This window comes from Halobaculum saliterrae, assembly GCF_009831625.1.
In the GTDB taxonomy this organism is placed as follows: domain Archaea; phylum Halobacteriota; class Halobacteria; order Halobacteriales; family Haloferacaceae; genus Halobaculum; species Halobaculum saliterrae.
This window is the reverse complement of record NZ_WUUS01000006.1, coordinates 85132-105866: the sequence shown is the minus strand read 5'-3', so window position 1 is coordinate 105866 and position 20735 is coordinate 85132. Positions and strand designations below refer to the sequence as shown.

Sequence of the window (20735 nt, the reverse complement as noted above, 5' to 3'; positions counted from 1 at the left end):
CGGCGGCGCACGCGCTCCGGCGGGAGATCGGGATCACGCCCGTCGATCGATGCCTCGAGAAACGGAACTGTGGAGGACGCCTCGGTCGGAGGGTCGCCGCCGCTGGACTCCGTCGTCGGCGACGAGCGGCCGCGTCAGTCGACGTAGTCGATGTCCTCGAGCCGGTCGCCGGCGGCCGCCTGGGCGGCCTCGTTGCGACCGTAGATCTGCGGGGAGTCGACGCCGGTGACGACGATCATCGTGCGCATCTGCCCGTCGAGTTCCTCGTCGATCGAGGTGCCCCAGATGATCCGCGCGTCGGGGTCGATCCGGTCGTAGATCTCCTCGACGACGCCCTCGGCCTCCTCGATGGACATGTCCGAGCCGCCGGTGACGTTGACGAGCGCGGAGTTGGCGCCGGAGATGTCCACGTCGAGCAGTGGCGAGCGCAGCGCCGACTGCACCGACTCCTGAGCCTTCGTGTCGGAGTCGGACTCGCCCAACCCGATCATCGCGACGCCGCCCTTCTCCATCACGGTGCGGACGTCGGCGAAGTCGAGGTTGACGAGGCCGGGCTTGGTGATGAGCTCGGTGATCCCCTTCACGCTGCGCATCAGCACCTCGTCGGAGATCTTGAACGCCTGACGCACGGGAAGCTTGCCGACGGCGTCGAGCAGGCGGTCGTTCGGGACGACGATCACGGTGTCGGCCACGTCGCGGAGGCGTTCGAGGCCGGCCTCGGCGTTCGTGCGACGCACCTCGCCCTCGGCCGTGAACGGCGTCGTGACGATGGCGATGGTGAGCGCGCCGATCTCGCGGGCCGCCTTCGCGACGACGGGCGCCGAGCCGGTGCCGGTGCCGCCGCCCAGTCCGGCGGTGACGAACACCATGTCGGAGCCCTCCAGCGACTCGCGGATCTCCGACTGCGACTCGATGGCCGCCTCCTCGCCGACCTGCGGGAGCGAGCCCGCGCCACGACCCTGGGTCTTCTCCTGTCCCATCAGGATCTTGGTGTCGGCCTGGATGTTGACGAGGTGCTGGACGTCGGTGTTGGCCGCGACGAGGTCGGCGCCGTGGATCCCCTCCTCGGCCATCCGGTTCACCGTGTTGCCGCCGGCGCCGCCGCAGCCGACGACGGTGATGTTCGTCTGGAGGTCCTTCAGAACGTCCTGAAGCTCCTCGTCGGTCATCTTCCCCGTGCGTGAGGCGTCGTCTCCCGATCCCGACGAGTTCGTCGCGGCGTCGCCGCCGGGCTCGCCGGACGCCGGATCCGCGGAGGCGTCGGTTTCCCCCGCCTCCCCGGCCTCCTCGGCCTCGTTGATCGCGTCCTCAACGATGGAGTCCATAGGTATGGGCAGGCGTTGCCGACGGAGAGTTATTATCCTTCCCCCTCGCGTCTTGCACCCGTCAGACGCCCTCACGTCGGTCGACGCGCGGCCGGAAGCCGGAGACCGCGGCGCCGTCGGACGGCCCGGCAGTTCACACTCCGGCCTGACGGCGTTCACCCATCAGTCAGACGGGGAACACTTCCTCGCGCTCGCGGGCGACGGTCTCCGGGCGGATCGTTTCGCCGCCGACCTCGACCGGTTCGCCGGCCGAGAGCGCCCCGAACTTCAGCCCCTCGGGGACCCCGAGCGTCGCCGCCCGTTCGGGGTCGAACGCCTCGATGCGGGCGCGGACGACGCCGTCCTCGCGGACGACCTCGTCGTACTTCTCGGCCAGCACCGCCGCGAGGTCGTCGACGAGCGCGTCGTACGGGTCGGAGACGCCGGCGGCGTCGGCGTCCGCGCCGGCGACGTGGCCGGCCGCAGGGCCGTCGGGGAGCGCGGCCCGCCCGGCGGCGCGCGTGCCTGCCTGCTCGGTTTCGAAGCCGATCGCGTGGTGCTCGACGGCGTCGCGGGCGGCGTCGGCGTCGATTCCCTGCGCCTCCGCGAGCAGGTCCGCGGGGAGGTCGACGACGCGGTAGGCGTCGGCGGGGTCGCCGCCTCCGTCCACCCCGAGGTCGGCGACGCGATCGCCGAACCGGAGCCCGTCGTCGACCGCACGGAGGTCGGACTCCAAGGACGCGACGAGATCCAGCTCGCGGTCGTCGACCGCGCGGAGCCACGTCTCGCTCACGACCCGCACGTCGCGAGCCGCGAGCGCCTCCCGGAGCACGGGGTACTCCCCCTCGACGAGCGCGAACTCGGCGTCGCTGGCGCTGACGACCGCATCGAGCACGTCGCCGCGCTCTCCGGGGTGGCCAAGCTCCTCCAGTTGCCAGTCCGACGCGATGTGTCCGACGCCCCACGCGGTCTCGCGGATCACGCGCTCGAACCGCGGGGCGTAGTGTCCGCCGCCGAAGCCGACGACGTGGCGCGGGCGGTCGGCGTCGCCGACGGCGACGGTCGCGTCCCGAGACGGGAGATCCAGCACCGTCCGGGCGACCGCGTCGGCGCCGGCGGGGTCGTCCCACTGCTCGTCGTCGCTGCCGAGCTCCGCGAACACCGCAGGGGTCGCGAGTTCGGTCGGTCCGTGGTGGGTTCCCTCGATGGCGACGTCGTACCCGTCGGGCGCGTGCTCGTCGAAGCCGGCGACGAGCGCGCGCTGTACGCCCGGGCAGGCGGGCGCGAACGACCCCGGATCCCCGCCGTACTCCGCGTCTCCGAAGTTCCCGGTGAAGTGGCACGTGAGCAGCGGACCCGTGTCCCCGGAGTGGCGCGAGACGAACACGAGGAACTCGGGGTCCTCGGAGAAGACGGGGGTCGGGTCGTCGAGGTGAATGTGGAGCTCGTCGAAGGTGCGGATCTCGAACCTGCGGGCCCCCTCGTTCGCCCCGTCCGCCCCGTCCGCGTCGTTCGCGTCGTCGCCGGCGGGGGCGACCGGAGCGTCGACGGCGTCGAGCGTGTGGTATGTGCCGCCGCCCTCGGCGTCGGTGCGGGACGCGTCGGTCCGCTCGGTCCACTCCGTCGGCGCGAGCAGTCGCTCCGCGATGTGGGTCGAGGCTCGGTCGGCTCGGGAGACGACGATACCGATCACTGACCGGGGCTAGCGGACGGGCGCTCGAATACGCGTCGGTTCCGGCCGAACGGGCCCGAACGAGCGAGACGGGAACGAACGCGGAGCGGTCCTTCAGTCGGCCGACCGTTCTGACTCGCCGCCGACGGCGTCGCGGATGGTCCTCCCCGAGAGCGACGCGATCGTCCGCATCTCGTCCCGACGGGTCGCGAGGAGCCCGACCGTGAGGACGAGATAGAGGACGGTGTACGCCTCGAGCAGGAGGATCGAGTTGGCCTCGGCGGCCGCCTCCGTCATCGTCCGGATGAAGTAGAACTCGGTCACCACCTGCGAGAGGAACAGCACGAGCAACACCAACGACTCGCGCACGGAGATCTGGAAGTTGACCAGGATGGCGAGCGCGAAGAAGCTCTGTGCGGCGGTGATCCAGATCTCCGCCGCCTGCTTCTCGTCGAACATGAGCACGCCGTACTGCCCCAGCGAGATGCTGTACACGACTGCGAGCGTCCCGATGAGCAGCGTCCACTGGTTCAGCTTCGAGGAGATGAGCGCGTTGAACGCCGCCGTCGCACGAGCCTTGTTGACGAGATACGCGGTGACGATCAGCTCGGGGCTCTCGGAAGCAAGCGGCGCGATCCACTGGATCATGAAGAACTCGGGTATCCCGTACTGGAGCCCGAGGTCCTCGAGCCCGTGAGCGAACGGTTCGACGGCGGTGAAAATGAGCAGCCCCGAGTAGCCGAACAGCGCGAGCACCGAGGTCGCGCGGACACCGAACGGCTTCGACTGGAGGTACGCGGGGACGCCGACCTGCTCCTCGATCTCCTCGACGTCGCCGCGGATGATGACGAGGATGTACGCGACGTACAGCCCGACGAGGACCAGCGTGTCGATGCCGCCGATCCCGCCGCCCAGCGGAACGAAGAACGCGAACACGGTCGCGGCGAACAGGAACGCGATCTCGAGCGCGATGTCGCGGTCGAGCGAGACGTAGTCGCCGAGGGCGTTGTCGGTCGTGACGACGTTGGGGTCGTCGCCGCGGGCGTACGCCTGATAGATGGAGAACAGCGCGATGCCGGACCAGCCGATGCCGATGAGGATCCGGTTCGCGCCGGTCATGTTCGCGACCGCGAGGTTCGCCGCCTGCGCGTCGCCCTGTCCGGCCTGCCAGGCGTACAGCGCGTCGACGGCGTACTCGGGTGCCACAGCGAGCACCGCCAACACCGCGATGGCGAACGCGCGCGGCACGTCCTTCTCGGCCGTCTCCGCGCCCCACGCGAGCAGGAACGACGCACCCAGCACCGCGACGCCGCTGACGGCGACGGTCGTCAGCGTCCCGAAGGACTCGTTTACGCCGGTCAGCCACGACAGGATCCACGGCAACGTCAGCGCCACCCCGCCGAAGAGCGCGACGAGCGGGCTCCGAAGACGTGAACTCATTACCGGCACGGAGCCGGCGGCTTGTCCTTACTCTTGCGCTTCACGCCGATCCGCCGAAACCGGCGTCAGCGCGTCCGATCGGTTCGCTCGGGGACGTTCGCCGCCGTCACGGGAGGAGCAGGTAGAAGAACACGAGGTACCCACCCACCAGCACGGCGCCGTCGAGCCGTCCGATCTCGCCGCCCCGGAGCATCACCGCGACCGCGGCGACGGTGAACGCGATGAGCGCCGGGAAGTCGAACGACGAGACGCCCGAGGAGACGAACACCGGAACGATGACCGCGAGCAGTCCGAGCACGGCGAGCACGTTGTAGATGTTCGAGCCGACGACGTTGCCGACCGAGAAGTCCGCCTCGCCCCGGACGGCGGCGACCACGCTCGCGGCGAACTCCGGAAGCGACGTGCCGAACGCCACCACCGTCAGCCCGATGAGCCGCTGTGTGAACCCGAGCTGATACAGCATCGACCGGCCGCCGTCGATGAGCCACCGGGAGCCGAAGAACAGCAGCGCGAGCCCGACGAGCAGGTACGCGACGTGACGGAGCGAGACCCCTCCGGCGTCGACCTCGGGCAGCTCCTCGACCACCGACCCGCCGTCGGCGACCGCGCCCGACTCGTCGACGGCCGCGTCCTCGTCGATCGCCCCGCGATAGAGGACGACGGTGAACCCCGCGAGCACGAGGAGGAAGACGCCGCCCTCGATCCTGCCGATCGTCCCGTCCATCCCGAAGGCGACGACGAGCACCGCCGCCAGCGCCATGAACGGGACGTGCCTGCGGACGACCTCGCTCGACACCGACAGCGGGCGGATCAGCGCCGAGACGCCGAGCACGAGCCCGATGTTGGCGATGTTTGAGCCGACGATCGCGCCGAGCCCGATCTGTGCGTCGCCCTCGACACCGGAGAGCACGCCGATGAACAGCTCCGGCGCCGTCGTGGCGAACGCCACCACCGTCACCCCGACCAGCGCGGCGTGGAGGCCGACGCCGAGCGCGAGCCCGGTCGCACCCTTCACCAGCGCCTCCGCACCGAGATACAACAGCACGACGCCCAAGAGCAGGAAGAGGCCGTGTTCAGTGAACAGCACGTCCGCCAGCTGTAACATCATCGTGCTGGCAGTTCAACCTCCCCAACTTGAACACCGGGGGCGAAGATATCACGGTTGATTTTCGGAGCGGCCGACGGGCGGCCCGCGGTTCCCGCCGACCCGTCGCCGGGACGCTTTTCCGCTCCCCCCGGAAGGGAGTCGTATGGACGTGTACGGACTCGTCGGGAACCCGGTCGGACACTCGCTGTCGCCGCCGATGCACGAGGCGGCGTACGACGCGCTCGGGATGGACGCCCGCTACGTCACCTTCGAGCCGGACGCCGACGACGGCGCCGCCGCCGTCGAGGCGGCGGCCACGCTCGGCGTCGCGGGACTGAACGTGACGGTGCCGTTCAAACGGGACGTGTTGTCGGCGGTCGAGCCCGCCGACCTCGCGGCGGAGGTCGGCGCGGTCAACACCGTCGACTGCTCGACCGACCCGCCGCGGGGGTACAACACCGACGTGGCCGGCGTCCGACGGGCGTTCGGTCACCACGGCGTCGAGCGCGAGGGCGCCGACGCCGTCGTCGTCGGCGCCGGCGGAGCCGGACGGGCCGCGGCCTTCGCGCTCGCCGCCGACACGGCCTCGCTCCACGTCGCCAATCGCACCGTCGAGCGCGCGGAGTCGCTCGCGGCGGAGATCCGGTCGGCTCGCTCCGACGATCCGGACGCGCCGACCGCCGTCTCCGCGGGCGGACTCGACTCGCTGGCCGAGCGCGTGCCGGACGCGGACCTGCTGGTGAACGCGACGACCGTGGGCATGGAGTCCGACGAGACCCCCGTACCGGCCGAGTACCTGCACGGGGGCCTGGCGGTGCTCGACGCCGTGTACGCCCCGCTGGAGACGCGGCTGTTGCGGGAGGCGGCCGACGCCGGGGCGACGACGGTCGACGGCGCGTGGATGCTGCTGTATCAGGGCGTCGAGGCGTTCGAACGCTGGACCGGCGAGGACGCGCCGGTCGACGCGATGAACGGAGCGCTCCGGGCGGAACTCCCGTGACGCCGGGTCGCCGCCGCTCCTCCCCGGTGTTTTCCCGCCGATCTGCGCTGGATTTTTAAAAGGCGGCGGCGTGGATATCTCAAATGGGACTCCTTCGACAGATCAAGCGACTGCTGGGCATCGGGGGCAGCCAGTCGGGCGATCGTTCGACCGAGACCGCGGTGACGGTCGAGCGCGAACGCGACGAGCCGGACGCGGAGCCGGAGACGACGACCGAGGACGCCGTCAAGGGCACGGACGATCCAGCGAGCGACGGGGACACGGACGAGTCGGAAGTCGAGTCGGCGGACGATACCGACGACGAACCCGTCGCCACGGAGACGGAGGCGGCCGCCTCCACCGACTCGCTGGTCGACGAGGCGGAAGCGAGCGACGACGCCGCCACGAAGGCCGAGCCGGCCGAGGCCGCCGGTCCCGGGTCGGCCGACGTCACGACCGACGTCGACGAGATGGAGTCGGAGGACGACGGCGCCGACGACGCCGTCGAGGACACGGAGGAGTCGGACCCCGAGTCGGCGGACGACGCCGACGACGACCCCGTCGCCACGGAGACGGAGGCGGCCGCCTCCACCGACTCGCTGGTCGACGAGACGGGGGCGAGCGACGACGCCGCCACGAAGGCCGAACCCGCGGAGGCCGCCGGTCCCGGGTCGGCCGACGTCACGACCGACGACGACGGCGATTCCGGTGCCGATGTGTCGGTCGACCAGATCAAGGGGATCGGTCCGGCGTACGCCGAGCGCCTCGGGGAGATCGGGATCGAGACGGTCGCGGACCTCGCGGCCGCCGACGCCGAGGAGGTCGCGGAACGAACCAGCGTCTCCGAGAAGCGCGTCGGGCGGTGGATCGACCGCGCGGTCGAGTTCGAGGCGTAGCGGACGGCGGCGCTCACGTCCACCGACCGGGGTCGTCCGGCCGGATCCGCCGCCCGGAACCGAACCCGCTTTTTCGATGCCGCGACACCACCACCCATGGAGACGGTCACGGACCGCGATACGTTCCGTCGCCTCGCGGCCGACGCCCCCGCGGACGCCCGGATACCCGTGGAGCGCCGGGTCGCGGTCGACGACCCGTTCGACGCCTATCGCCGCGCCCGACGCGACGATCGACCGGGGATGTTCTACGAGACCACCGGCGGCCAGCCCGGCCGGGGATACTTCGGCGTCGACCCCGCGGAGACGCTGACGGTCGGTCCCGACGCGGTCGTCCGTGACCCGGACCACCCGGGCCACGGCGACTACGCCGCCCCGTCGCCGACGCTGTCGGCGCTTTCGGGGCTGCTCGACTCCGGGACGCTCGTGCGCGGCGACTGCGACGTGCCGTATCCGTGCGGCGCCTTCGGCTGGCTCTCGTACGACGTCGCCCGCGAACTGGAGTCGTTCCCCGCCGACGGCGCGGTCGACGACCGCGGCCTGCCCCGGCTGCAGGCCGCGGTGTACCCGACGCTCGCGTCGTGGACGGAGCCGCGAACGGATGAGGAGGTCTCCCTCCGGGTCACCTCCTGTCCCCGGCTCGACGACCACCCGGACGCCGATTCGGCATACGAGGCCGGCCTCGCCGCCGCCGGCGACCTCGCCGAACGGGCGCTGACCGGCGACCCGTCGGTCGGTCCCGCCCCCGCCGCCGGCGACGACGCGGACGCCGACACGACCTTCGAGAGCGACTGCGGACGGGAGACGTACGCCGAGCGCGTCCGCCGAGTCAAGAAGTCGATCCGTGCGGGCGACACCTTCCAGGCGAACGTGAGCCAGCGCCTGACGGCGCCGGCGGCGGTCCATCCCGTCACGGCCTACGCCGCGCTTCGGGAGCGCAACCCCGCGCCCTACTCCGGGCTGGTGGAGTTCCCCGGGATCGACCTCGTGAGCGCGAGCCCCGAGCTCCTGTTGCGGCGCGAGCCCACGGAGGGGATTGACGACGGGGGCGACGGCTCCGACGGCAGCCCCGCCGACGGCGACACGGGCGCTCGACTCGAAACGGAGCCCATCGCCGGCACCCGTCCCCGCGGCGGCGACCCGGAGACCGACGCCGCGCTCGAAGCCGAGCTCGCCGGCGACGAGAAGGAGCGCGCCGAGCACGCGATGCTGGTCGACCTGGAGCGAAACGACCTCGGGAAGGTCAGCGAGTACGGCAGCGTCTCGGTGCCGGAGTACCGCCGCGTCGACCGCTACTCGGAGGTGATGCACCTCGTCTCGCTCGTCGAGGGCACCGAGCGGCCCGACCGCTCGCTGGCGGACACGCTGGCGGCGGTGTTCCCCGGCGGCACCATCACGGGCGCGCCGAAGCCGAAGACGATGGCCATCATCGACGCGCTGGAGGGCACCCGGCGCGGCCCGTACACGGGCTCGGTGTTCGCCGCCGGCCTCGACGGGCGGTTCGTCGCCAACATCGTCATCCGGACGCTCGTGCGGACGGGCGAGGAGTACCACCTCCGCGTCGGCGCGGGGATCGTCCACGACTCCGACCCCGAGGCCGAGTACGAGGAGACGCTCGCGAAGGCCCGCGCGCTCGTCAGGTCCGTGGACGACGCGCTCGACGCGGACATGGCGGTCGAGGAGGGTCACACGAAGCCGGAACGTGGTCACACGGATGGGACGGACCCCGACGCGGGGGTGGACGAGTGACCCGCGTCCTCGTCGTCGACAACTACGACTCCTTCGCGTACAACCTCGTCCAGTACGTCGGGGAGTTGGCCGACGACGTGGTCGTTCGGCGCAACGACCGGATCGACGTCGACGAGATCCGCGCCCTCGATCCCGACGGGGTCGTCGTGTCACCCGGTCCCGGGACCCCCGAGGAGGCGGGCGTCTCGATCCCGGTGTTCGAGGAGCTGACGTACCCGACGCTGGGGGTCTGTCTGGGCCACCAGGCGCTGTGTGCCGCCAACGGCGCCGCGGTGACGCTCGCGCCGGATGTCGTCCACGGGAAGCCCTCGGACGTGCGTCACGACGGCCGCGGCGTGTTCGCCGATCTGCCCGAACGCGTCGAGGTCGGACGCTATCACTCGCTGTGCGTCGAGCACGACGCGATCCCGCCTGAACTGGTCGAGACCGCCTGGACCGACGGCGAGCGCGAGGTGGTGATGGGTGTGCGCCACGCCGAACTCCCCCACGTCGGCGTGCAGTTCCACCCCGAGAGCATCCTCACTCCGGACGGGAAGCGCATGATCCGCAACTTCCTCGGGGTCTGCGAACGAGGTGGGTTCGAATGAGCGACGATAGGGACCGAACCGCCGGCGACGATGGGGACCGAACCGCCGGCGACGACCCGACGGCGACCGACGCCGACGGCGACGACCTCGTCCACCACGTCGACGGCGAGCTCGTTCCCGCCAGCGAGGCGTCGGTGTCGGTGACGGACCGCGGCTTCCAGTACGGCGACGCCGCCTTCGAGACGGTCCGCGCGTACGGCGGGACGCTGTGGCGCTGGGACGCCCACGTCGAGCGCCTGTTCGGCAGCCTCGACGCCCTCGGGATGCCGGCGGACGAGCTCGGGCTGTCGGCGCTGGATCTGGAGGCGCGCGTCCGCGACACCCTCCGCGCGAACGGCCTCGCGGACGCGTACGTCCGCCTGTCGGTGACGCGCGGGGAGACGCCGGCGTTCGCGCCACCCGCGGCTGAGGAGACGGATCCCACGGTCGTCGTCCTCGCGAAGCCGCTCCCCCGGGGCGGCAGCACCGACGCCGGCGGCGAGTCCGTCTGGGAGGGGCCGGCGACGCTGCAGACGGTGAAGACCCGCCGGGTGTCCGACCGCGCGATCCCGAGCGACGCGAAGACGCACAACTACCTCAACAACGTCCTCGCGCGCGTCGAGACCCGCGTGACCGGCGCCGACGAGGCGGTGGTCCTCGACGACGACGGCCACGTCGCCGAGTGCGCGACGGCGAACCTCTTCTTCGTCGCCGACGACGCGATCCGCACTCCGTCGCTGGACGGGCCGGTCCTCCCGGGCGTCACCCGCGCCGAGGTGCTCGACATCGCCCGCGAGGAGGGATTCCCCGTCGAGGAAGGGACGTGCACCCCCGACGATGTCCGCAACGCCGACGAGGCGTTCATCGCCTCGTCGATCCGCGAGCTCCGTCCGGTCGGGACCTACGACGGCGTCGAGGTCGGCGGGGGGCCCGTGACGACGCTCCTGTCGCGGCTGTACGACGAGCGCGTGGAGGCCGAGTGCTACGCCGACGATCCCGGCGGGGCGGGCGACACCGGGACCGATCCCCGCGACGGGACCGATCGCAACGACGGCAACGATGGCGACGACGACGCCAGCAGCGACGGCGACGTGCGCGAATAGGGAGGCATACAAGCGCGCCGTCCCATCACCGCCGTATGGACGAGGCCGCGCGCGTCGCCGACGCCGACGACGTGCCCGAGGGAGAGACGCTGTTGTTCACCGTTCGCACCGACGAGGGCGAGCTCGCGGAGGCGTTCTGCACCCGCCTGGCGGACGGGACGGTCGTCGCGTACCGCAACTACTGTCAGCACTGGACGGACGTGCGCCTCGACAAGGGAGACGGGGCACGCGTCACGAACGGCGAGGTGTGGTGTCAGAAGCACGGTGCCACCTTCCAACTCGACACGGGGTTCTGTGACTTCGGCCCCTGCGAGGGCTCGGTGATGGAGCGCGTCGACGTGACCGTCGCCGACGGCGGCGTGTACGTCGACGACGCGGAGTACGCCTTCGAGCACCTCGGCCCCAGCGGCGTCGACAGGGGCGACGGCGGCGACAGCCGGATCGACTTCACCGGCAACTGAGCGGGGCTCGGGGCGAGCGAACGGCCGCTGTCAGGCGTCGGGCGAGGAGAGCGAATCGCCCGTCGCGCCCAGATCCCGGTCGATCGCGTCCCGGACGGCCTCGATCGCCGTCGTCACGTCCACGCCGGGGTCGAGCGTGAGCAGCAGCCCCTCGCGTCCGGTGTACACGCGGACGATCGTGAGGTGCTCCATCCCGGTGGCGACGTACTCGACGCCGCCCGCGACGGGGAACAACTCGTCGACGAACAGCCCGATCTCCGAGAAGTCGATCCCCGCGTAGCGGTGGATCCGGTCGAAGTGTGCCCCCATCTCCTCGTCGTCGGCGTAGAACGCTCGCGTGAACTCGTCGCAGTGGACGATCTCGTACGCCTCGGCCGTGAACGCGGCGACGACGTGGAGGTCGGAGCCGTCGTCGAGCGCGTCCCGGATGGCCGCCGTCGCGGCGTCCACGTCGAACGAGACGACCTCGTCACCCCCTGTCATGGCACCGACTTTCGGCAGGTGTGTGAAAACAACGTCGGTCAGCGATCGAGCGTCTCAGCGGGGAGGTGTCCCGATGCGGTCGAAGGACGGACCTCGACGCGAGACGAGCCTCTCAAGGACGGAAGCGTCGGTTCGCGAGAAGTAGCGGGAAGTAGATTTGAACTACCGATCTCCGGGTTATGAGCCCGGCGGAATCTCCTGGCTATCCCATCCCGCTACCGAATAGAACAGGAGCTTCACTTGTAAGGGTTGTGTTTCACATCCCGCCGCCGTGTGGGAGTTTCCCCCACGACACGCGACCACACCGGGGGACGTCCGTGTCAGCGACGCGCCGCCCCGAATCACTCCAGCACGCGCCAGGTGAACAGGCTCTCGGCGACGTAGTTGAGCGTCAGCCCGACGCCGATGCCGATCAGGTTGGCGACGGTCGGCCAGAGGTCGCGACCGGCGACGAGGAGCGAGACGTCCGTTCGGGAGGTGAGCAGCCACAGCGTCGTGAACGCGACCGCGAGCCCTCCGAGCCGGACGAGATGGGACTTCCCCCAGCGACGGAGCAGCGCCGCCCCGCCGGCGGCGCCCTCGCCGCCGAACGTGTACCGGTCGTTCAACAGGAACATCAGCGTGATCGACGCCTCCGCGCCGACCGCCTTCGCGGCCAGCGGCGCGGCCGCCGCGAGCGTGGTCAACAGCGCGACGATGGCCGTCTCGAGCGTCGCGCCGGCGACGCCGACGGAGACGAACTGCCCGATCCGGACGCCGGAGAGGAGCGCGCCGACCCCTCCGTCGCTCCCGGCGGCCGCCCCGCCGTCCGTCGTCGCGTCCGGACTGTCCGTCGTCGTGTCCGACCCGTCGGCGTCGCCGCTCACGGGTCACCCCCGTCGCTCACGGCGCCGCGGTCGTCCGGTCGGTCGATCAGCGCGACGCCGTCCTCGCGGTCGATCAGGCGGTGAAGCCGGTCGTCGCGGATGAGCCGGGCGCGGTGGCGCGCCACCAGCAGCCCGCGGCCCATGTCGAGCGTGTCGCCGACGGGTGAGACCGTCGATCCGGGCTGGTCCTCCCACGCGATCGGCACCTCGGCGATCCGGTAGTCCAGCGCCGCCGCGACGGCGACGAGCTCGATGTCCCACGCGAACCCCGGCTCGTACAGGTGGTCGCGAACGCGCTCCCACGCCGGCGCCGTGATCGCCTTCGCGCCGCACTGGTAGTCGTACAGCTCCGCGTCGAGCAGACGGCGGGCGATCCACGCGAACCCGTCGCCGAGGAACCGGCGGGCGAACGTCTGGTGGGACCGGACCACGGAGTCCGGGTGGCGCCGCGACCCCGCCGCGAGGTCGGCGTCGCCGTCGCACACGGGGGCGAGCACGTCCGCCAGCGACGACGCCGGGGTGGCGCCGTCGGCGTCGGCGAAGGCGTACACGTCCGTCGAGAGCGCCTCGAAACCGGCGGTGACGGCCGCGCCCTTTCCGCGGCGACGGCGGACGACGTGGCAGTCCACGCCGTCGGGGAGGTCGAAGGGTGCCGAGTCGGGAGACGGGTCGACCGCATCGCCCGGAAGGGTATCGCCCGGGGAGGTGGCGCCCGAAGGAGTATCGGGTGGGGGAGTATCGTCCGGGAGGTCGAGCTCGACGCGGAGCTCGGCGGGGTCGATCGTCTCGCGGATCGCACGGAGGTAGTTCCGGAGCCGACCGGGGTCCGGATGGTAGGCGGGAACGACGACGCCGACGGTCGGCTGCATGGCGACGACTTCCGCACGGTCGGGTAAAAACGGTGCGAACGCGTCCCGCGGCGGCCGGCTACCGCCGAAGGATCGAGCCGACCAACACGAGCAGCCCGATCAGCGCGGCCGCCGCGAGGACGGGCAGCATCGCCGCCTCGGTCCCCTCCGGGAGCGTGCCGCCGGCGACCAGCGCCTGCACGAGGAGGTTGCCCGCGACCGCCCCGACGAGAACGAGCCCGCCGATGATCGGCAGGCGACTGCCGCCGAAGGCCGCGAAGTCGCCGCCCGCGTTCGTCCCGGTTCCGTCGTCCGTGTCCGTCTCGGCGTCGTCGCTCGCGTCGTCCCGGCGAGCGGTGTCCCGACGTGGCACACGCTCGATCGGGGCGGTCGACGCTTAGTGGTTTGCGTCGACGACCGACGGGACCGACGCACGCCCGGAGCGGTGGAGCGGGGCGGAGGGAAAGGGACTTACCGCGGCGGCGACCCGTGGAAAGCGATGGAGTACGGCCTCGTCGTCCGCTGGCTCGTGGTTCTTCTCGCGCTCGGCGCCGTCGGCGTCCCGGTCACGTCCCGGCTGTTCCCGCGGTCCTCGACTCGGGGAGCCGGGTTCGCGCTGCCCGTCGCCGCGCTGACGCTCGGCCTCGTCGCCTTCTGGGTCGGCCGCGTCGCGTTCGGCCCGATCGCGCTCGGCGTCGCGCTCGCGGTGCTGCTCGCGCTCGCCGCGCTCGCGATGGTCGATCGCGGGGCGCTCCGCGACGGGACCGTCGCGCTCGACGACGACGCGGTCGAGCGCCTACCGGACCGGTCCGTCGTCGCCGAGACGGCCGCGGTGTTCGCGGTCGCGTTCCTGTTCGTCGTCCTGATCCGCGCGTTCGACCCCGGCGTCGACCCGAGCGCGGGCGAGAAGTTCCTCGATTACGGCATCCTCAAGTCGCTGCTGCGGGCTGGAACCCTCCCGCCGGAGGACATGTGGTTCGCCGGCGAGCCCGTCCGCTACTACTACGGCGGTCACCTGCTCGCGGCGCTGTTCACGACGCTGACGGCGACGCCGGCGCGCTTCGGCTACAACCTCGCGCTCGCGGGGTTCTACGCGATGCTCGTGACGGCCGTCTACGACCTCGCGGGGTCGGTCGCCGCGAGCCGCGGGCGCTCGCGTCGAACCGCCGGCTTGCTGGCGGCGTTTCTCGTCGGGATCGCGGGGAACCTGCACACCGCAGGCTGGGTGTTCGTCCGCGCGCTCCCGCCCGGCCTCCGGGGCTCCGTCGCCGGCGCCCTCGGGCTCGACGCGACCGAACTCGTCACGCGCGAGTTCTCCTACTGGACCGCCAGCCGGGTCATCCCCCGCACGATCAACGAGTTCCCGCTGTTCGCGTGGCTCAACGGCGATCTCCACGCGCACATGACGATGACGCCGTTCCTCCTGCTCGGGGCGGCGCTCGCGTTCGCGCTGTATCGCACGCCCGAGACCGAACCGCGCCGCCGGCGACTGCTCCTGTTCGGGGCCGTTCCGCTCGTGGGCGGCTTCCAGGTCGTGCTCGACACGTGGAGCTTCCCGAGCGTGTTCGGGCTCGCGTGGCTCGCGCTCGCGGCCGCGCCGGCGCCGCCGCGGACGCTCCTTCCCGCGCCGCTTCGGCGCAAGCTCGACGCTCGGCTCGGGCGCGACGACGGCGACAGTCGACTACCCGCGGAACTCGGCCGCCCGGTCGTCGCGGCCGCGCTCGTCGCCGGCGCCGGACTGCTCGCGGTCGTCGTGGCCGCGCCGTTCCTGCTCGTCGCCGTCGCCGGCGGCGGGAGCGAGCGCGAACTGGCGGTGTTACCCGTCGAGATGCGCTCGTCGCTGGGCGGGCTGCTCGTCGTCCACGGCGCCTTCCTCGCGACGTTCCTCGCCGGGCTGCTCGGGGCGGTCGGCCGGGAGCGTCCCCTGCCGGTGGTCGCCGGCGCCGTCGCGCTGGCGCTCGCCGGGCTCGGCGTCGGCCTGCCGGCGCTCGGACTCTTCGGCGTCCTGCTGGTCGTCGGCTGGGTCGCGCTCCGGACCGACCGTGCGGGCTTCGAGACGGTGTTGATCGTCGGCGGCGCGGGGCTGGCGCTCGTGGTCGAACTCGTCTACCTGAACGAGCAGGCGGGCCCCGGGCGGATGAACACCGTGTTCAAGACGTACGCGCAGGTGTGGCCGCTGTGGGCCGCCGCCGCGGGCGTCGTCCTCGCCGGGATGCTGGAGGCCGTCCCGCGTCCGGACGCCTCGGTGCTGTGGCCGGGAGAGGGTACACGCGACGTGGCGGCGGCGCTGTTCGTCGCCGTGCTGGTCGTGTCGACGGGGATGTACGCCGCCTTCGCCGTCCCGGCGCACGTGAACGAGGGGTATCCCGACGAGCCGACGCTCGACGGCACCCACTTCGTCGGCGCGTTCCACCCCAGCGAGGAGCGCGCGATCGACTGGCTGGACGCCCGCGAGGGCCAGCCCGCGATCCTCTCGGCGCCCGCGACGGGAGTCTACCCCGGCGCCGAGTCCCGGTACGGCCACTCGCCGACGATGTACCAGTGGGACGCGAGCCCCGCCGCGAGCCTCACCGGCCTCCCGACGGTCGCCGGCTGGCACCACGAGGTCGGCTACCGCGGTCCCGAGGCGTACTTCTCGCGGGTCCGCGCGGTCGACGACGCGTACACCTCGCGAGCGGCCGCCGTCGAGGCCCTCCGCGAGTACGACGTGCGCTACGTGTGGGTCGGGTCCGCCGAGCGCGAACGCTACGACGGCCGCGGCATGATCGACTTCGCGTCCATCGACGGCGTCGAGGTGGTCGAGGAGGCGTCGACGCCGTCGGTGACGGTGTTCCGGGTGACGGAGTCGGAGCTGCCGTCGGCGTCGTCGCTGCGGGACGACGAGAACTGACGGAGCGGATCGGGGACGCGGTCGCCGGGCGTTCAGACGTTGAGGTCGCCGCCGGCCTTCACGACGTCCAGGGCCTCGGCGTCGATCGTGTCGACGTCCAGCCAGTGGGGGACGTACGTCTTCGTCTCGAAGTCCTCGCGCTCGTCGTCGGTACCGATGGTGCACCACAGCTGTGGCTCGTCGGGCCCGTGGTAGTCGCCCTGCCGCTGGATGGAGAAGACGCGCATCTCCTCGCCGTCGTACTCGATGATACCGTCCTTGCGCAGGCCGGGATCCCCGTGGACGATGAGCTTCTTCATGCGCCCGGCTTGGCGGGTTCCTACACTAAGGGTTTCGATGCCGCGCGTCTTCGGGCGGCGAGGCGGCGGTGGCGACGTGACGACGCGTACTGACGCGGCGACCCCGTGGCTCCGACGGCGACGACGGCGACGGAGGTGACGACGGCGGCGCGGCGAGGACGCCTACCCGCCGAGATACAGGCGGGACACCTCGGGGTTGTCGAGCAGGGCGTCCGCCTCGTCGGCGTACGCGACGGTCCCCTGATCGAGCACGTATCCCGAGTCGGAGATGGACAGCCCCTTGCGGGCGTTCTGCTCGACCATCAGGATCGCCGTCCCGAGGTCGTTGACCGCGAGCACGTCCTCGAACACCTCGTCGGCCGTGTTGGGCGCCAGCCCCGCCGACGGCTCGTCGATCAGCAGGACGTCCGGCTCCATCACGAGGGCGCGGGCGAACGCCAGCACCTGCCGCTGGCCGCCCGAGAGCGTCCGGGCCTTCGCGTTCCGCTTCTCCGTGAGGATCGGGAACCGGTCGTACAGCTCGTCGATCACCGGCCCGAGGTCGTCGTCGCGGGCGACCCCGCCCATGCGGAGGTTCTCCTCGATCGTGAGGTTCCCGAACACGTTCTCCGTCTGGGGGACGTAGCCGATCCCCTCGCGGACGATCTCCTCGGGGGCCAGCCCGCCGATGTCGTCGCCGCGGTAGCGGACGTGCCCCGACCACGGCCTCAACAGCCCGAACACCGTCTTCAGCACCGTCGACTTGCCCGCGCCGTTCGGGCCGATGAGGCACGCGACCTCGCCGGCCGACAGCGACAGCGAGAGGTCGTCGAGCACCTGCACGTCGCCGTAGCCGCTGTCGACGTGTTCGACCGAGAGGATGGTCTCCTCGGCGTCGGCGGTGTCGCCCCCGTCGGTCGCGACGGGAACGTCGGTCCCCGCCGGAGCCGTGGGGTCGCTCATTCGCCGGGCCCCCCGAGGTAGGCGTCGACGACGCGGTCGTCGTTGCGGACGGCATCGGGTGTTCCCTCGACGAGGACGCTGCCCTGGTCGAGAACGACGATCGGGTCGGCGAGGTTCATGATGAACTCCATGTCGTGTTCGATGATGCACAGCGTGACGCCCTCCTCGTTGAGGCGGGCGATGTGGTCGCGCAGTTTGTTCGCGAGCGTCGGGTTGACGCCCGCGACCGGCTCGTCCAGCAGGAGCAGCTCCGGCTCGGCGAGCATCGCCCGCGCGAGCTCGACGAGCTTCAGCTGCCCGCCCGAGAGGTCGGTCGCGGGCTGGGTCGCGAGGTGGTCGATCTCGAACTGCTCCAGCATGCGCTGGGCGTCCTCGATGTTGCGCGTCTCCGCGGCCTCGACCTCCCTGGGGCTCGTGAACAGCTTCACGAACGACTCGCCGGGCTGTCGCTGCGGCCCGACGAGCATCGCCTCGCGGACGGTCATCCCCTCCAGCTTGCGGGGCGTCTGGAACGTCCGGATGAGTCCCTCCTCGGCGACCTCGTGCGGTTCGGCGCCGGTCACGTCGACCCCGTTGACCGTGACGGTGCCCGCGTCGGGCTCGTAGAAGCCCGAGACGAGGTTGAAGATCGTCGATTTTCCGGCCCCGTTCGGGCCGATGAGCCCCGTGACGGTCCCTCGCTCGACGGCGAAGGAGGCGTCGTCCGTGGCGATGAGGCCGCCGAACGTCTTCCGGAGCCCGTCGACGCGCAACACGACGTCCTCCTTGTCGAGGTTCGGGCCGTCGGTCAGCGGGGGCGTCCGTTCGCCCTCACTCATCGTCCCCACCTCCGTCGCGGGTCGCGGGGTCGTCCGGCTCCGCGTCGGGACCGGAGTCGGCGTCGTGTGCGCCCGCCGCGGCGTCCTCCGTGACCGTCTCTCGGGGGTTCGTCTCGCCCGGTCCCGCGGAGGCGGCGACCGACGACGGCCAGATGAGCTCCCGCTGGGGCGGGAGCACGCCCTGCGGCCGGAACCGCATCACGAGGATGATGAGCAGTCCGACCGCGAGCAGCCGCGTCGACGCGAAGTTGTTCACGACCGTCGCGTACGTGCTCGTCACGAGCGGCACGTCGACCGGGAACGATGCCGGCAGCACCTCCCCGAGGAAGCGGGTCCCCTCGCGAATGGCGATGACGACGAACCCGCCGAAGATCGCCCCGCGGTTCGAGCCGCTCCCGCCGAGGATCACCGCGATCCACACGTAGAACGTGTTGATCGGCTCCAGGTCGCCGGGGCTGACGAAGAGGTTCAGGTGCGCGTAGAACACGCCCGCCAGCGCCATGATCACGCTGCCGAGGACGAACGACTGCATCTTGAACGCGTAGGTGTCCTTCCCCAGCGCCTTCGCGAGGTCCTCGTCCGAGCGGATCGTCCGGAGCACGCGACCCCACGGCGACCGATGGACCCGTCGGAGCACGGCGAAGACGACGGCGACCATCGTGAGCACGATCCCGACGTTCAACAGCGCCTGCCAGAACGGGGCTCCGAGCGTGAACCCCAGGAGCCGCGTGGACCCGAACCCCGGGAGTGCCACCTCGTGGACCTGAATCCCGGGCAACGTCTGCGGGAGCGTTCCCAGCACCGGCCAGCCCTCGAAGAAGCCCGGAAGGCCACGAAGGCCGGCGCTCCCGTTGGTCACGTCGCGCTGGTTCAGGAAGATCAGGCGGACGACCTCCGCGAGCCCGAGCGACGCGATCGCGAGGTAGTCCGCGCGAAGTCGGAGCGTCGGGATCCCGATGGCGACGGCGACGGCCGCCGCGAGCGCCACCGCGAACAGCAGGCCGAGCACGGTGACCGGGAGGAGGCCGTACAGGCGCGACCCCGAAACCCACACCAACTCCACGCCGGCGAGGCTGAATCGCCACCCCTCGGCCCCGACCGGCGAGTTCCCGGCGGTGAGCAGCGCCGTGCCGTACGCGCCGATCCCGAAGAACGCCGCGACCGAGAAGTTGATCAGTCCGGTGTACCCCCACTGCACGTTCAGCCCGAACGACAGCAGGACGTACATCCCGACGAGGCCGACGAGGTACAGGAAGTACGTCGGCGCGAGCCCGCCGGTGACCAGGCCGAACAGCAGCAGCGCCGCCAGCAGGACGACGAACCCGGCGACACCCTGTTCGGCGCGGGTGAGATCCGCGAACCGTCCGCGGACGGCGTCCGCGGCGCTCATGTCGCCTCCTCCCCGGCGATGCCGGACGGTCGCACGAGCAGCACGGCGACCATGATGAGGAACGCGATCGCGTTCGCGTACTCGATGCCGATCGGGATGCCGAAGCTCTCGGGAACGAACGGGATCTCCTGTCCGAGCCGCGGAAGGATCGGCGTCAGCTGGTTGATCATCCCGATGAGGAAGCCGCCGGCCATCGCGCCGTAGACGGAGCCGATCCCGCCGAGGATGACGGCCGCGAACACGACCAGCAGGATGTTGAATCCCATCCGCGGCGAGATGTTGTTGTAGAGGCCGAGGAAGACGCCGCCGGCCCCCGCGAGCCCGGCGCCGATGACCCACGTCCAGATCTCGATCCGGTCGGTCCGGATCCCCGAGACGCGCGCGAGCGAGGGGTTGTCCGCCGTCGCGCGCATCTTCCGACCGAGGTCAGTGTACTGGAGCAGGGCGTGGAGCCCGGCGACCAGCACGGCGGCGCTGGCGACGATCGCCACGTCGTGCAGCGTCATGCGGATCCCGAACGGGAGCAGCGCCTCGATCGGTCGCAACAGCGGGATCTGGAACTCGATGAATCCGGTGCCGAAGCCGAGCTGGATGATCGCGCGATACACGAACGCGACCCCGATCGACGTGATCAGCAGCCCGATCGACCCGACGTCGAGCGGCTCGTACACGATCTTGTGAGTGACCACCGCGACCGCCGCGGCGACCGCGACGCCGACGACCAGCGCGAGGAAGAACCCGAGCGGCAGCCCGAGCACCTCCGCGCCGAGCGTTCCCACGAAGCCGAACGTCACCAGCGCGGTGTAGGCGCCGACGGTCATCGTGTCGCCGTGGGCGAAGTTCGCGAAGTTCGCGATCGAGTACACCAGCGAGAGTCCGATGCTGGACAACACGATGATGCTGCTGAACACGAGCCCGTTCGCCAGGTATTCGAGAACCGACATC

20 protein-coding genes and 1 tRNA gene are annotated in these 20735 nt (G+C 71.3%); 7 read left to right on the top strand and 14 right to left on the bottom strand.

Features of this window, described 5'->3' with window-relative positions; translation table 11 throughout:
* Window positions 1-134: 134 nt before the first annotated feature.
* From ftsZ to GRX01_RS10565, 4 genes are all read right to left on the bottom strand, one after another.
* On the bottom strand, window positions 135-1325 hold the full coding sequence (ftsZ, locus tag GRX01_RS10580) for a cell division protein FtsZ (protein ID WP_159666859.1): 1191 nt from the start codon (window positions 1323-1325) through the stop codon (window positions 135-137).
* A 166-nt stretch (window positions 1326-1491) separates the two neighbouring features.
* Window positions 1492-2997 carry a D-aminoacyl-tRNA deacylase gene (locus GRX01_RS10575; protein ID WP_321168024.1) on the bottom strand — a complete coding sequence of 502 codons (1506 nt, stop codon included), beginning with the start codon at window positions 2995-2997 and terminating at the stop codon, window positions 1492-1494.
* Window positions 2998-3090: 93 nt separating this feature from the next.
* Entirely contained in the window at window positions 3091-4416 is a 1326-nt protein-coding gene (locus tag GRX01_RS10570; RefSeq protein ID WP_159666856.1) for a sodium:calcium antiporter, read from the bottom strand.
* Between the two features lie 106 nt (window positions 4417-4522).
* The gene (locus tag GRX01_RS10565) at window positions 4523-5524 is read right to left on the bottom strand and encodes a calcium/sodium antiporter (RefSeq protein ID WP_233740986.1); all 1002 of its coding nucleotides are present in this window, start codon (window positions 5522-5524) and stop codon (window positions 4523-4525) included.
* A 142-nt stretch (window positions 5525-5666) separates the two neighbouring features.
* Between GRX01_RS10565 and GRX01_RS10560 the strand changes: the two genes are divergently transcribed.
* The 6 genes from GRX01_RS10560 (at window position 5667) to GRX01_RS10535 (ending at window position 11254) form a co-directional block, all read left to right on the top strand.
* Window positions 5667-6503 (top strand): shikimate dehydrogenase, encoded by an 837-nt coding sequence (locus GRX01_RS10560; protein WP_159666853.1) that lies wholly within the window; start codon window positions 5667-5669, stop codon window positions 6501-6503.
* An 83-nt stretch (window positions 6504-6586) separates the two neighbouring features.
* Window positions 6587-7378, top strand: coding sequence for a helix-hairpin-helix domain-containing protein (locus tag GRX01_RS10555; RefSeq protein WP_159666850.1), 792 nt, complete (start codon window positions 6587-6589; stop codon window positions 7376-7378).
* A 96-nt stretch (window positions 7379-7474) separates the two neighbouring features.
* The gene (locus tag GRX01_RS10550) at window positions 7475-9124 is read left to right on the top strand and encodes an anthranilate synthase component I family protein (RefSeq protein WP_159666848.1); all 1650 of its coding nucleotides are present in this window, start codon (window positions 7475-7477) and stop codon (window positions 9122-9124) included.
* Window positions 9121-9711, top strand: coding sequence for an anthranilate synthase component II (locus tag GRX01_RS10545; protein ID WP_321168023.1), 591 nt, complete (start codon window positions 9121-9123; stop codon window positions 9709-9711). The genes GRX01_RS10550 and GRX01_RS10545 overlap by 4 nt, the downstream gene beginning before the upstream one ends.
* Window positions 9708-10793: an aminotransferase class IV gene (locus GRX01_RS10540; RefSeq protein WP_159666845.1), complete on the top strand. Its 1086-nt coding sequence runs from the start codon at window positions 9708-9710 to the stop codon at window positions 10791-10793. Before GRX01_RS10545 ends, GRX01_RS10540 begins: the two co-directional genes overlap by 4 nt.
* 35 nt (window positions 10794-10828) lie before the next feature.
* Window positions 10829-11254: a Rieske (2Fe-2S) protein gene (locus tag GRX01_RS10535; RefSeq protein WP_159666842.1), complete on the top strand. Its 426-nt coding sequence runs from the start codon at window positions 10829-10831 to the stop codon at window positions 11252-11254.
* A 30-nt stretch (window positions 11255-11284) separates the two neighbouring features.
* Here GRX01_RS10535 and GRX01_RS10530 read toward each other — a convergent pair whose 3' ends face one another.
* From GRX01_RS10530 to GRX01_RS10510, 5 genes are all read right to left on the bottom strand, one after another.
* The gene (locus GRX01_RS10530; RefSeq protein ID WP_159666839.1) at window positions 11285-11737 is read right to left on the bottom strand and encodes a hypothetical protein; all 453 of its coding nucleotides are present in this window, start codon (window positions 11735-11737) and stop codon (window positions 11285-11287) included.
* 142 nt (window positions 11738-11879) lie between these two features.
* Window positions 11880-11954, bottom strand: a tRNA-Met gene (locus tag GRX01_RS10525).
* 124 nt (window positions 11955-12078) lie between these two features.
* Entirely contained in the window at window positions 12079-12603 is a 525-nt protein-coding gene (locus tag GRX01_RS10520; RefSeq protein ID WP_201289572.1) for a GtrA family protein, read from the bottom strand.
* Window positions 12600-13472 (bottom strand): glycosyltransferase, encoded by an 873-nt coding sequence (locus GRX01_RS10515; protein WP_159666836.1) that lies wholly within the window; start codon window positions 13470-13472, stop codon window positions 12600-12602. Before GRX01_RS10515 ends, GRX01_RS10520 begins: the two co-directional genes overlap by 4 nt.
* Before the next feature lie 58 nt (window positions 13473-13530).
* Entirely contained in the window at window positions 13531-13824 is a 294-nt protein-coding gene (locus GRX01_RS10510) for a hypothetical protein (RefSeq protein WP_159666833.1), read from the bottom strand.
* A gap of 126 nt (window positions 13825-13950) precedes the next feature.
* On the opposite strand from GRX01_RS10510, the gene GRX01_RS10505 reads away from it, so the two are divergent.
* Window positions 13951-16341, top strand: a complete 2391-nt coding sequence (locus GRX01_RS10505) for a DUF2298 domain-containing protein (RefSeq protein WP_159666830.1) — start codon at window positions 13951-13953, stop codon at window positions 16339-16341.
* A 32-nt stretch (window positions 16342-16373) separates the two neighbouring features.
* On the opposite strand, the gene GRX01_RS10500 is transcribed toward GRX01_RS10505, so the two are convergent.
* From GRX01_RS10500 to GRX01_RS10480, 5 genes are all read right to left on the bottom strand, one after another.
* A complete protein-coding gene (locus GRX01_RS10500) occupies window positions 16374-16640 on the bottom strand; it encodes an HAH_0734 family protein (protein ID WP_159666827.1) in 267 nt (88 codons plus the stop codon).
* Window positions 16641-16802: 162 nt separating this feature from the next.
* Window positions 16803-17582 carry an ABC transporter ATP-binding protein gene (locus GRX01_RS10495; RefSeq protein ID WP_159666824.1) on the bottom strand — a complete coding sequence of 260 codons (780 nt, stop codon included), beginning with the start codon at window positions 17580-17582 and terminating at the stop codon, window positions 16803-16805.
* Window positions 17579-18400 (bottom strand): ABC transporter ATP-binding protein, encoded by an 822-nt coding sequence (locus GRX01_RS10490; RefSeq protein WP_201289571.1) that lies wholly within the window; start codon window positions 18398-18400, stop codon window positions 17579-17581. The genes GRX01_RS10495 and GRX01_RS10490 overlap by 4 nt, the downstream gene beginning before the upstream one ends.
* Window positions 18393-19790, bottom strand: coding sequence for a branched-chain amino acid ABC transporter permease (locus GRX01_RS10485; protein ID WP_159666821.1), 1398 nt, complete (start codon window positions 19788-19790; stop codon window positions 18393-18395). The genes GRX01_RS10490 and GRX01_RS10485 overlap by 8 nt, the downstream gene beginning before the upstream one ends.
* Complete coding sequence (locus tag GRX01_RS10480) at window positions 19787-20734, bottom strand: branched-chain amino acid ABC transporter permease (RefSeq protein WP_159666818.1); 948 nt, start codon at window positions 20732-20734, stop codon at window positions 19787-19789. The genes GRX01_RS10485 and GRX01_RS10480 overlap by 4 nt, the downstream gene beginning before the upstream one ends.
* Between the last annotated feature and the right edge of the window lies 1 nt (window position 20735).